Origin of the sequence: Bradyrhizobium centrolobii (genome assembly GCF_001641635.1) — a bacterium.
GTDB lineage: Bacteria > Pseudomonadota > Alphaproteobacteria > Rhizobiales > Xanthobacteraceae > Bradyrhizobium > Bradyrhizobium centrolobii.
This window is the reverse complement of sequence record NZ_LUUB01000079.1, coordinates 138719-151437: the sequence shown is the minus strand read 5'-3', so window position 1 is coordinate 151437 and position 12719 is coordinate 138719. Positions and strand designations below refer to the sequence as shown.

10 protein-coding genes are annotated in these 12719 nt (G+C 64.1%); 7 read left to right on the top strand and 3 right to left on the bottom strand.

The window, feature by feature from the left end; all coding sequences use genetic code 11:
• Positions 1–135: 135 nt before the first annotated feature.
• Positions 136–855 carry a DUF899 family protein gene (locus AYJ54_RS27070; RefSeq protein ID WP_063703715.1) on the top strand — a complete coding sequence of 240 codons (720 nt, stop codon included), beginning with the start codon at positions 136–138 and terminating at the stop codon, positions 853–855.
• Positions 856–1210: 355 nt separating this feature from the next.
• Here AYJ54_RS27070 and AYJ54_RS27065 read toward each other — a convergent pair whose 3' ends face one another.
• Positions 1211–1618, bottom strand: coding sequence for an NADH:ubiquinone oxidoreductase subunit NDUFA12 (locus tag AYJ54_RS27065; protein ID WP_063703713.1), 408 nt, complete (start codon positions 1616–1618; stop codon positions 1211–1213).
• 245 nt (positions 1619–1863) lie between these two features.
• On the opposite strand from AYJ54_RS27065, the gene AYJ54_RS27060 reads away from it, so the two are divergent.
• The 3 genes from AYJ54_RS27060 (at position 1864) to AYJ54_RS27050 (ending at position 5406) form a co-directional block, all read left to right on the top strand.
• Entirely contained in the window at positions 1864–2508 is a 645-nt protein-coding gene (locus tag AYJ54_RS27060; protein WP_063703711.1) for a BA14K family protein, read from the top strand.
• Between the two features lie 223 nt (positions 2509–2731).
• On the top strand, positions 2732–3154 hold the full coding sequence (locus tag AYJ54_RS27055; RefSeq protein WP_063703709.1) for a response regulator: 423 nt from the start codon (positions 2732–2734) through the stop codon (positions 3152–3154).
• Positions 3151–5406 carry a CHASE3 domain-containing protein gene (locus tag AYJ54_RS27050; protein WP_063703707.1) on the top strand — a complete coding sequence of 752 codons (2256 nt, stop codon included), beginning with the start codon at positions 3151–3153 and terminating at the stop codon, positions 5404–5406. Before AYJ54_RS27055 ends, AYJ54_RS27050 begins: the two co-directional genes overlap by 4 nt.
• An 18-nt stretch (positions 5407–5424) precedes the next feature.
• Here AYJ54_RS27050 and AYJ54_RS27045 read toward each other — a convergent pair whose 3' ends face one another.
• Positions 5425–5742, bottom strand: coding sequence for a hypothetical protein (locus AYJ54_RS27045; RefSeq protein ID WP_063703706.1), 318 nt, complete (start codon positions 5740–5742; stop codon positions 5425–5427).
• Between the two features lie 305 nt (positions 5743–6047).
• Positions 6048–6947, bottom strand: a complete 900-nt coding sequence (locus AYJ54_RS27040; RefSeq protein ID WP_063703704.1) for a DMT family transporter — start codon at positions 6945–6947, stop codon at positions 6048–6050.
• A 766-nt stretch (positions 6948–7713) separates the two neighbouring features.
• Between AYJ54_RS27040 and AYJ54_RS27035 the strand changes: the two genes are divergently transcribed.
• The 3 genes from AYJ54_RS27035 to AYJ54_RS27025 all read left to right on the top strand — a co-directional run bounded on the left by AYJ54_RS27035 (position 7714) and on the right by AYJ54_RS27025 (position 12668).
• Positions 7714–11484, top strand: coding sequence for a vitamin B12-dependent ribonucleotide reductase (locus AYJ54_RS27035; RefSeq protein ID WP_063703702.1), 3771 nt, complete (start codon positions 7714–7716; stop codon positions 11482–11484).
• A 239-nt stretch (positions 11485–11723) separates the two neighbouring features.
• Positions 11724–11927, top strand: coding sequence for a DUF6338 family protein (locus AYJ54_RS27030; RefSeq protein ID WP_063703700.1), 204 nt, complete (start codon positions 11724–11726; stop codon positions 11925–11927).
• 33 nt (positions 11928–11960) lie between these two features.
• On the top strand, positions 11961–12668 hold the full coding sequence (locus tag AYJ54_RS27025) for a hypothetical protein (RefSeq protein ID WP_063703698.1): 708 nt from the start codon (positions 11961–11963) through the stop codon (positions 12666–12668).
• The last annotated feature ends 51 nt before the right edge of the window (positions 12669–12719 follow it).

The following is a 12719-nucleotide window of genomic DNA, read 5'->3' as shown; positions in this document are numbered from 1 at the left end:
CCGCCGCATCGCGGCGGTCGAGCGCGCGGCTGCGCGGGTGATGTAGGCAGTAGGCATTCCACGCAAGGGGCGGAACTGAGGTTTTGGGGGACGAGTTAAGCCCGCACAAAATCCACAGCATCCGGGAGAGCAAGCATGGAGCATCTCCACTACCCCAATGAAACCGCCGACTATCGCACCGCGCGAAACGCGTTGCTTGACGAGGAGATGGCCCTTCGGGCGCAGATCGAGGCCGTGGCCGCAAAGCGCCGCGCGCTGCCGCTCGGCGGCGAGGTGCCGCAGGATTACATCTTCGAGCGCATCGGCAAGACGAGCATGCCGGAACAAGTGAGGATGTCGGAGCTGTTCGGTCCGCACGATACGCTGATCCTGTACAGCTTCATGTATGGGCCGGAGCGGGAGCTGCCCTGCCCCGGCTGCACCCATCTGCTCGACGGGCTCGACGGCGCCGCGCGGCATGTCGGCAAGCGTGCCGCCCTCCATATCGTGGCGAAATCGCCGATCGCGCGTCTTGCCGCCTGGGCCCACGAACGCGGCTGGGAGCATCTGTCGCTGCTCTCCACTTCCGGCAACAGCTACGATGCCGACTACTTCGGCGACACGTCAAAATTCTCGAAGGGAATGCGCACGCAGCATCACGTTCCGGACGGACAGAACTGGGACGAGACGATCTTCAACGTCTTCAAGAAGGCGAACGGCAAGATCCGGCACTTCTGGGGCTCGGAGATGAGCTTCGCGCCGCCTGCGCCGAAGCAGCATCATCGCGCGGGCGATCTGGTCGACCCGCTCTGGGGCCTGCTCGACATGACGCCTGAAGGTCGCGGCGACTTCTTTCCGAAGGTGCGCTACGACTGAAGCGCGAGCCCGCCGACGCTACGCAGTCAAAGAAAAAGGCCGCTCGGTTTCCCAAGCGGCCTTTCCTGTCTTACGGCGGCTGCACATTCCATCGGGCGATTTCGGAACTTCCAGACCGGGGGCCTATCTCCCGATCGAGTCCTGCTCGGCGGCCGCTGCATATCGGGACAGTCGCGAACTGTGACCCGAACCGAACGCGATGGTCTCCCATCTCCGTAAGATGGGTGCATTAGGCCGCATCGCTGGCGTCAACGCAACGGACACGCAAACGGCATCCCCGCTGTTCCCGTTGTCCACAGCGGGGTGGGGCGGATGCGGATGCATCCAATTGCAGTGATGAAGAGTCGCGCGGCGGTTAGCCGGGCGTCCAGGGCTGGTAATCGCCGGTCGCCTTCGGCCGCTTGCCGCTGGCGAGCGTCGAGCCAGCGGGCCGGTAGGCCCTGGGCGTGCCGGTCAGGTTCGGCTGGTGCGGCTTTTCCCACTCGCGCGGCTGATAGTTGAGCTCCGTCGGCGGCACGTCGACGACGTGATGCAACCAGCCATGCCAGTCCGGCGGCACGCGGCTCGCTTCGGCATAGCCGTTATAGATCACCCAGCGCCGCTCGAATCCGAGCGTCGGATCGATCGCCCCGCCGCGGGTGCGATAGTAGCGGTTGCCCTGCTCGTCCTGGCCGACCAGCTCCCCGAACCGCCAGGTCCAGAGTTGCGTGCCAAATGTCTGGCCGTTCCACCAGGTGAAGAGCTTGAGAAAGAACTGTTTCATGCGGCAAGGGCCCTGCTTCGTGGGGCCGTGATGCCATCCGGACGACAAAATGTCCAGTTCGGCAGGCGCGGCTGCGCCCCACAGAAATGCGGCGGCGTCGGCACGGCGGGTCCCGCAAAGCGGACTTGATCCATTCATGCGGGATACAGCGGCCACATGGGAGGCTCTGCTCCGCACGCAAACCGGCGTGATCCGGGGAACCAGCGCTCTTTCCAGGGGTTTGCTTCCGGGAAAAGGAGTTGAACATGAATAGTCTGAGAGTTTTGGGCGCGGTCGCAGCGCTGGCGCTGGTTCTGCCGATGACGACGCCGACCGCAAGCTTCGCACAGGGCCGCGGCGGCCACGGCGGTGGTGGCGTCGGCCACATTGGCGGCGGTGGCGGTGGCGGCGGTCACTTCGCCGGCGGTGGCGGCGCCGCGTTCCGCGGTGGTGGCGGCAACTTTGCAGCCGGTGCCGCGATGCGTCCAGGTGGCGCCTCGCCGTCCTTCAATGCTGGCGCCGGCCGCAGCTTTGCAGCCGGAGGCGCGGTGCGTCCAGGTGGCGTCTCGCCGTCCTTCAGCGGCGGTGACCGCAGCTTCGCAGTCGCGGGCAACAACTGGCGCGGAGGCAACTGGCGCGGCGGCGGCTGGCGCCATCGTGGCGGCTTCTGGCCGGGCGTGGCGGCAGGTGCGACCATCGGCGCCCTGGGCTCATACGCCTATTACGGCGGCGGGTACTACGACGACCCCTACTACTACGACGACAGTTATTACGACGAGGGTCCGTCGGTCGCCGTGGTGCCGGACACGGGCGATGACTCCGCAGCCTACTGCGCCCAGCGCTACAGGTCCTACGATCCTGCGTCGGGGACGTATCTGGGTTATGACGGCCAGCGTCATCCCTGTCCGTAAGCGCATCAAGATCGCTTGAACGTGAAAAGGCGTCGTAGCAATGCGGCGCCTTTTTCACGCGCGACACGTGTATCTCCCCGCGACGCTTCGTGCACGCCACTGCAGAGGGACCTTTATTCACTGCACCGTGCATATCTACCCTGATCCAATCCAAAATTGACCCGGTGCACGATTCGCCTATATCACCAACCGCTGTGGGGACTTCGATTTACTGGGAAATGTCATGCCGCGTATCCTCGTGGTTGATGACGATCCGATGGTCGGCGCGACCATCGAGGTCCTCCTCCAACGTCAGGGCTTCGACGTCACGCTGACCGACGGCGGAGAAACGGGGCTTGCTGCGCTCGAGGCGCAGACGTTTGACGTCATGCTGGTCGACATCTTCATGCCGCACATGCGCGGCTTCGAATCCATCCGCATCTTTCACGAGCGCGCGCCGGCGATTCCGCTGATCGCGATGTCCGGCTATGCCTTCGCCTCATCCGCCTCGCCCTCCCCCGATTTCTTGCGCATGGCGCTGGAGCTCGGCGCAATGCGCTGCCTGCGCAAGCCGTTCACGCCGGACGCGCTGCTGACCACCATCAGAGAATGCCTCGCCGGCCCAGGCGCGAGCGCACCGCTGCAGGACAAGAAAGAAGCCCCTTGATCCCCTCGCAGCGCGTCATTCTCGGTGCCGGACTTGCCATCCTCCTGATCATCACCGCCGCCTCCATCGGACTGGACGTCAAGTCGCGGTCCGATGCCGCCTGGGTCAATCACATCATCGAGGTCTTGAAGAAGATCTCGGACCTGCGCGTCGAGATCCGCCGCGCCGAGAGCGCCGCGCGCGGCTACGAGATCTACCGCACCCCAAGCTTCAGCGACGAATTCCAGGCCGCACGCAGCCAGATCGCGCCGGCGCTGGCCGACCTCAAGCGCGCCGTCCGCGACAATCCCGACCAGGTCACGCTGCTCGAGGGCACCGAGCGGTTGGCCCAGCGCCGGCTCGATATCGCGGCCGAGGCGATGCGGCTGCGCGCCGAAAACGACGGGGCCGGCATTGCCGCGCTCCAGGGCAAGGCCGAAGGCCGTGGCCTCATGGAAACCGTGATGGCCAATCTCGACCAACTGAGCGCGCAGGAGGACACGCTGCTCGCCGCGCGCACCTCGGATTCGCGCCGCACCGGCATCGTGCTGCTCGGCATCGACGTCGCCGGCGCCATGCTGATCCTGCTCCTGGTCGCGCTTCTGCTACGCGAGACCCGGCGCAGTCAGGTGGCGCTCCAGAGCTCGCTGCACGAAACGCAGGCCGCCAAGGAGATGCTGGAGGCCGCGGTCGCCGAGCGCACCGAACATCTCGTCACCGCCCATGACGAGCTTCGCCTCTCCGTCAACGTGCTCCAGAGCACGTTCCGCAGCATGGCGGAGGCGGTGCTGGTCATCGACAACGAACTCGACGTCCTTTTGTCCAATCCGGCTGCCGAGCGCATCCTGTTGCATCGCGCCGGCATGAACCTGCGCAACCTGCGCGCCTTGTCCGACGTCTTCCATGGCGACGGCGTCACGCCGCTCAAGGCTGAGGAGCTGCCGTCGACGCGCGTGCTGAGCGGCGATGCCTTCGAAGAGCTGGAGATGATCGTCCGCCCGCACAGCGGCGATCCTCCCCGGCATCTCATGATCAGCGGCCGGCCGATGCATGATGGGCAAGGCAATATCTCCGGCGCGGTGCTGGTCTATCACGACGCCACCACCTCGCGCGAGACCGAGCGGCAACTGCACCAGTCGCAGAAGCTGGATGCCATCGGCAAGCTCACCGGTGGTGTCGCGCACGACTTCAACAACATGCTGACGGTGATCAGCGGCAATACCGAGACGCTGGTGACAAGCCTGAAGGAGCAGCCCGAGCTCCAGCGCGTGGCGCGCCTGATCGACGATGCCGCCGATCGCTGCGCCGAGCTGATCCAGCATCTGCTCGCCTTTGCGCGCAAGCAGCCGCTCAAGCCGCGCGACGTCGAGATCAACGCCGCGATCACCGACATCGCAAAGCTGTTGCGCCCTACCCTCGGCGAGCAGATCCAGATCGAAACCGCTCTGGAACAAGGGCCGATGACCTCGCACATCGATCCGTCGCGGCTCACCAATGCCGTGCTCAACATGGCGATCAACGCCCGCGACGCCATGCCGAACGGCGGCAAGCTCCTGCTCGAGACCCACCGGGCGGTGCTGGACGAGGCCTATGCGCACGCCAATCCGGACGTGCGGCCCGGCGATTACGTGATGCTCGCGGTCAGCGACAACGGCACCGGCATGCCGCCCGACGTGCAGGAGAAGGCGTTCGAGCCCTTCTTCACCACCAAGGAAGTCGGCAGGGGCTCGGGCCTCGGCCTCTCCATGGTCTATGGCTTCGTCAAGCAGTCCGGCGGTCACATCAAGATCTACAGCGAGGAAGGCCACGGCACGACGATCAAGCTCTATCTGCCGCCGGGTGAAGGCACCGCTGAAGCGGCCGCTCTCGCCGCGCCGGCGGCCGCGGGTGGCATCGAGACCATTCTGGTCGTCGAGGATGACTCGCTGGTGCGCAACTTCGTCACCGCGCAGCTGCAGAGCCTCGGCTACCGGACCATCGCGGCCGCCGACAGCAAGGCCGCGCTGCAATTGATCGAGGCCGGCGAAGCCTTCGATCTCCTGTTCACCGACATCGTCATCCCCGGCGGCATCAGCGGACGCGAGCTTGCGGAGAAGGCGGCAAAGATCCGCCCCGGGCTGAAGGTGCTCTACACCTCCGGCTATACCGACAATGCGATCGTGCACCAGGGCAAGCTCGACGACGGCGTCATGCTGCTGACGAAACCCTACCGCCGTAACCAGCTCGCGGAGATGATCCGGCTGGCGCTCAACGGTGGCGCGGCAGCGGGCTGAGAGGATGTGTGACGCTACTCAGTCTGCATGCAGCTGCAGGTGGCGCGCGTCGCGTGAAGGGCTGCCGATCAACGTCCAGGCTTCGCCTTCATCGACAATGCAGGACAGGCCGTCGGGCCGCGACAGCAGGATCGTCCAAGTGCCCGCCGGCGAAACGAATATCTCGACCACATGACCTTTATTGGACAATCCCAGGCCGGTCTCGAGTTCGCCGAAAATGCTCTTGAGCAAGGGGATCACGTCGGACCGGGAGGCGCAAGGCTGAGCTGCGGCGGCTGCGCTCGCGATCGGCGCAAGAACCAGGGCAATCACCGCCAGGCGGATACATCGCAACATGGCCCCCTCCTTTTCGGGTAGCCATGCACGACCATCGACGAACCAAAGGCAAACCCGAACAGCGTCGATGATCGCGTTACAAGCGGCACATGGTAGTCGGAGGCAACGATATCAAGAGCATCGGGCTGCGGCTGGCACGTGTATTTGCTGCTCGACTGAGACGGACAGGCCCACGCTTCGTTTGTTGTTTGCGGCAAACGCATTGCTGAGCTTCAGCATGCGCCGGCCGTTCACACTGCGCAATTCGCTGCCGCGCTGTTCAACCCATCCAGTCCGCAAACGCCATGCGCAGCGGCGTGAAAAGTTCAGCCCCGCGTCGCCAGCACGACGCCGGCGAGCGTGAAGATCAGCGCGGCGATCTGGCCCGGGCCGAGCGGCTCGCCGAGCGCGATCGCCGAGGCCACGACGCCGATCACCGGCACCGCCATGGTACCGATCGCGGCGACCGAGGCCGGCAGGCGCGAGAGCGCAGCGAACCAGCTGACATAGGCGATGCAGAACTGCACCACGGTGGAATAGACCAGCAGCGCCCAGCCGACCGGCGTCACCAGCGAAAGATGCGTGGTCTCGAAGAGAAGACCGGCGATGGCAACCGGCAGGCAGCCGACCCCGATCTGCCAGGCCGCCGCCGTGATCGGCGGCAGGCGGATGGGGTATTTCTTCAAGAGCACCGTGCCGAGCGCGAAGCCGGCGGCGCCGACCAGGGCCATGACGATGCCGGGGAGCTTAGCTTCGCTGGCGGCAAAGCCGTTGCCGCCCATGATCGAGGCAAGGCCGGCAAAGGCCATCACCAGCGCGATGGTGCGCAGCACCGTCGGCCGCTCGCCGAGCACTGGCCAGGCGATGAGCGAGGCCCAGATCGGCATCGTATAGGCGATCAGCGCCGCCTCGCTGGCCGGCAGCCAGAGCAGCGCAAGCCCCATCAGGACCATCCAGCCGGTGACGTTGAGGAGCCCGGCGAGCAGCAGCCGCGGCCAGATCTCGCGCGCGACCTTGAGACTGTCGCCGCGGACCAGGGCGAGAGCCGCCAGCAGCACCGCCCCCAATACGCCCGTCACCCCGCGCAGGGTCAGCGGCGGCAGCTCGCCGAGCAGGAATTTCGTCACCGGCCAATTGAAACCCCAGCCGATCGAGGTGATGGCGAGGAACATCAGGCCGGCCGGGGCGATGCGCGGCCGCAGCACCGGTCGAGTCGAATCAAGCATGTGGGGTACCCGGCAGAAACCGGGTCAACTTGGCGCGGATTCGGCCCCTGCACCACCACCTCGGCGGGCATACCTGCCCCAACGTTCCGTAAGCTTACGTGAATCTTGCTGACGCAATCCCATCGCCAAAAAATATACAAGCCCTGTGAACAGCGGGACGAAGCCTCTGCATCCACACCAGAGCGAAATTTTTTCGGTTGGGAATCCCTGAGGACTCACTGATACTTGCCTCCACAACAGGCGCGGCCGGCTCCCCTGTTATCCCCCGCTTTCCACCATATTTAGTATTTGATTCAGGAACTCGCACTAGTTCTTGACGGGCGCGACGGAGAGTCCTAGCTTTCGGTCCGTTCGGCGCGAGTGAGTTTGCGTCCCGCCGGCACTCCCCCAAAGGGTCTCGCAAATAACCACTCCGCCGGCCAGACGAAGGCAGCGGGGGAAGGGCGTGTCTGCCCTTCGAACGCGGACTTTTCGGGCGCCAGAACGGGCCGGCAACAGGTTCGGATGGCATCGGTAGAAGATGTGGCGTTGGGGCGTTGAACGCATGTCGGGCACATCCCTTTGGGGCGGATGGGCCTGGACATGCCGGCGGATGTGAGGTGCGCGCACCGAACCATCGCGTCGGGAGAAACTGGGCCGGATTCCCACCGGCTGAACTGCGAAGCCTTTAGGCCGGACCGGCCCGGGAGGAATCGCGAAAGAGAAATGACGACCCGGCACGCCTGAACGGCAGGCGGTCCGGTCAAAATAAGGACGGGGCAAGACGATGCGGATTGAGCGGCGCCACACCACACAAGGACAGTCACCTTACGCCGGGATCGAATTCCGGCTGACCACGTCGGAGATCAGGAATCCCGACGGCTCGGTCGTGTTCAAACTCGACAACGTCGAAGTGCCGACCGAATGGTCGCAGGTCGCCTCCGACGTGCTCGCGCAGAAATATTTCCGCAAAGCCGGCGTTGCCGCGCGCCTGAAGAAGGTCGAGGAGGAGTCCGTCCCCTCCTTCCTGTGGCGCTCCGTGCCCGACACCGAGGCGCTTGCCGCACTGCCCGAGAAGGAGCGCTATGTCAGCGAGCTCTCGGCCAAGCAGGTGTTCGACCGCCTCGCCGGCTGCTGGACCTATTGGGGCTGGAAGGGCGGCTACTTCACCAACGACGAAGACGCCCAGGCCTTCTATGACGAGCTCCGCTACATGCTCGCCATGCAGATGGTCGCGCCGAACTCGCCGCAATGGTTCAACACCGGCCTGCACTGGGCCTATGGCATCGACGGCCCCGGCCAGGGCCACTATTACGTCGACCCCTTCACCGGCAAGCTGACCAAGTCGAAGTCGGCCTACGAGCACCCGCAGCCGCACGCCTGCTTCATCCAGGGCGTGGGTGACGACCTCGTCAACGAGGGCGGCATCATGGACCTCTGGGTCCGCGAGGCGCGCCTGTTCAAATACGGCTCGGGCACCGGCTCGAACTTCTCGCGCCTGCGCGGCGAAGGCGAGAAGCTCTCCGGCGGCGGCCGCTCGTCCGGCCTGATGAGCTTCCTCAAGATCGGCGACCGCGCCGCGGGCGCGATCAAGTCGGGCGGCACCACGCGCCGCGCGGCCAAGATGGTCGTGGTCGACGTCGATCACCCCGACATCGAGACCTATATCGACTGGAAGGTGAAGGAGGAGCAGAAGGTCGCCGCCCTCGTCACCGGCTCCAAGATCAACCAGAAGCACCTCAAGGCGGTGCTGAAGGCCTGCGTGAACTGCGAGGGCTCGGGCGACGACTGCTTCGACCCCGAGAAGAACCCTGCCCTGCGCCGCGAGATCAAGCTCGCGCGCCGCGGCCTCGTGCCCGACAACTACATCAAGCGGGTGATCCAGTTCGCCAAGCAGGGCTACAAGGACATCCAGTTCGACACCTACGACACCGACTGGGATTCGGAAGCCTACCTCACGGTTTCGGGGCAGAACTCCAACAACTCGGTCTCGCTGAAGGACGACTTCCTCCGTGCGGTCGAGACCGACGGCGACTGGAACCTGACCGCCCGCACCTCCAAGAAGGTGACGAAGACGCTGAAGGCACGCGACCTCTGGGAGAAGATCGGCTACGCCGCCTGGGCGTCGGCCGACCCGGGCCTGCACTTCAACACCACGATGAACGACTGGCACACCTGCAAGGCGTCCGGCGACATCCGCGCGTCCAATCCGTGCTCGGAATACATGTTCCTGGACGACACGGCGTGCAACCTCGCCTCCGCGAACCTGCTGACGTTCTACAACACCACGACCAAGCACTTCGACGTCGAGGGTTACGAGCATCTTTGCCGGCTCTGGACCTTGGTGCTCGAAATCTCCGTGATGATGGCGCAGTTCCCCTCGAAGGCGATCGCCGAGCTCTCCTACGAGTTCCGCACGCTCGGCCTCGGCTACGCCAACATCGGCGGCCTCCTGATGACCATGGGCCTGTCCTATGACAGCAAGGAAGGCCGCGCGCTGTGCGGCGCGCTGACCGCGGTCATGACCGGCATCACCTACAAGACCTCGGCGGAGATCGCGGGCGAGCTCGGCACCTTCCCGGGCTACAAGAAGAACGCCCAGCACATGCTGCGCGTGATCCGCAACCACCGCCGCGCCGCGCATGGCGAGGCCTCCGGCTACGAGGCGCTCTCGGTCAACCCGGTGCCGCTCGACCACGCCTCCTGCCCGCAAAAGGACCTGATCGCGCATGCGCAAGCGGCCTGGGATGCGGCGCTCGAGCTCGGCGAGAAGCACGGCTATCGCAACGCCCAGACCACGGTCATCGCGCCGACCGGCACGATCGGCCTGGTCATGGATTGCGACACCACCGGCATCGAGCCCGACTTCGCCCTGGTGAAGTTCAAGAAGCTCGCCGGCGGCGGCTACTTCAAGATCATCAACCGCGCGGTCCCCGAAGCGCTGCGCGCGCTCGGCTATCGCGAGAGCGAGATCGCGGAGATCGAGGCCTACGCCGTCGGCCACGGCTCGCTGTCGAACGCGCCGGGGATCAACGCCTCGACGCTGAAGGCCAAGGGCTTCACCGACGAAGCCATTGCCAAGGTCGAGAAGGCGCTTCCGACCGCCTTCGACATCAAGTTCGCCTTCAACAAGTGGACTTTTGGCGAGGACTTCATCCGCGACCAGCTCGGCATCGGTTCCGAGGCGATCGCGGCCCCCGGCTTCGACCTGCTTCAGGCCGTCGGCTTCACCAAGCGCGAGATCGAGGCGGCCAACGTCCACATCTGCGGCGCGATGACGGTTGAAGGCGCCCCGCACCTTAGGCCTGAGCACTATCCGGTGTTCGACTGTGCCAACCCCTGCGGCAAGATTGGCAAGCGCTATCTGTCGGTCGAGAGCCACATCCGCATGATGGCGGCGGCGCAGCCCTTCATCTCGGGTGCGATCTCCAAGACCATCAACATGCCGAACGACGCCACGGTGGAGGACTGCAAGTCCGCCTACATGCTGTCGTGGAAGCTGGCGCTGAAGGCCAACGCGCTCTATCGCGACGGCTCGAAGCTGTCCCAGCCGCTCAACTCGCAGCTCATCAGCGATGATGAGGACGAGGACGATGCGGTCGAGCAGATCTACGAGAAGCCGATGGCGGCGCGCGCCGCCCAGGTCTCCGAGAAGATCGTCGAAAAACTCGTCGAGCGCATCATCGTGATGCGCGAGCGCGAGAAGATGCCGGATCGCCGCAAGGGTTACACCCAGAAGGCGGTCGTCGGCGGCCACAAGGTCTACCTGCGCACCGGCGAGTATGACGATGGCCGTCTCGGCGAGATCTTCATCGACATGCACAAGGAAGGCGCGGCGCTCCGCTCCTTCATCAACAACTTCGCCATCGCCGTCTCGCTCGGTCTGCAGTACGGCGTGCCGCTCGATGAATATGTCGACGCCTTCACCTTCACCCGCTTCGAGCCAGCGGGGCCCGTGCAGGGCAACGACAGCATCAAGTACGCGACCTCGATCCTCGACTACGTCTTCCGCGAGCTGGCGGTGAGCTACCTCAGCCGCTTCGACCTCGCCCACGTCGATCCCAACGAGACGGGCTTCGACGCACTCGGCAAGGGCGTCGAGGAAGGCAAGGAGCCGGACGACGAGGGCGGCCACCACGCGACCAAGCTGGTCTCGCGCGGCCTCACCCGTTCCCGCACCGACAACCTCGTCGTGATGCGCGGCGGCTCGACCGCAGTCGCCTCCGGCAACGACAGTGCCCCCGCCGGCGGCAGCAAGGTCACCGCCCTCGCCTCGCACGGTGCCTCGGCCCGCGCCGGCGATGCGGTGGAAGGCGCCGTCGCCCTGAAGCAGGAAGCGGCCCACGACCTCTCGCCCACCGAGAAGCTCGAGGCTCTCCAGTGGAGCAAGGCCGGCACCGCGCAAACGCTAGTGCCAACCAAGGCCGAGCGCCGCGCGGAAGCCAAAGCCAAGGGCTACGAAGGCGAGATGTGCTCAGAGTGCGGCAACTTCACGCTGGTGCGGAATGGCACCTGCATGAAGTGCGATACGTGCGGCAGCACGACGGGGTGCAGTTAACAATTCGGAGGTACCCTGCCTGGATCGGCGCCGAAGAATATCCCTACGGCCTCTAAACAGGTGATTCAGGCGCGATAAGCGTGTCCCAAGTGTTGTAGCGAACCACAAAGGCGCAGCACTTGGCCGAGATCGGGGCTGGGATCCGACAAAAACGAGAGATTTCGCGGCGAGCTTCGGCTTCGCCGCGAAAGCACCAAAACGAACGAACCGTGAATCTCGCATCGAAGGTGGATGGACAAATGCCCGACCTGAAGAGCGTCGAATCGGTCTACCTGGTGCTGGCCTTTGTGGTTCCGGGGATGATCATTACGTTCGTCCGCGCCCAGTTTTTCACCGGCCGAATGCACTCTCTTTCCGAAAGCATCGTCACCTATTTGGCGGTCACGGTTCTCTATTATCGGGTGCGGTGTGCTTTGCTATCGGACGTATCAGAGCCGAGATGAATTTCCGCGGAAATAAAGATTAGGTTGCCGCCCTTGAAACGAATCTCGCTAGCCTCCTACGGTGCTGCACTGTCGACGGTCGCATTTGTCGTTTCCTTGGGCAGCCTCTATATCTCGAAGCTCTCCTACGATTTCAGTGTCGCTAAAGAGATGCGCGAGATCCAAGAGAAGCAACCTGCCGTCGATCTGCAGATTAGCCCACGCAACGCTTCTGCTGCGACCTTCACTCTTTCGATAATCAACCGATCCGAAACAAACATCGTGCCGCTGAGCATGAGGGTCGAGCATTCCCTCGAAGCAGGCGAACTGTATCTCTCCAGCCGTCAACAAAGCTTGGAGAAACTATCATCTACGCTTGACCTCCAATCGATGGGCACAATTGTTCCGAAAGGCACTGCGAAACTTAGCGGAGTCTTGGCCGGAGCGACCGATGGCAAATCGGATAGCTTGACGCCCGGACTCGAATTGCGCTTCACCGTTCGCCTTCGCTATGGTGACCAAAATGATACTATTGGGACGATCGATGTAGTCAGGAAGATCTTGCCAGCCGTGACCGATCGTCTCCATCCGACGCCAGAAATGTTCCTTTCTGTAATCGAGGAGGCTCAGCGAAAAGCCCGCCAGAAAGAGCGTTTATATTTTATCGGTCAAATCGCTGTGGCGGTTGTCGCGATTTCTCTCGCGCTGGTCTTTATTCTTCGTCGTTTGGGACAAATGAGATCACCCAAAACAAAGGTCTGAGGGGCAAGTTGAACTCGATTCTCGTTGGAGAACGTCGCCGGGGCCGTCGGC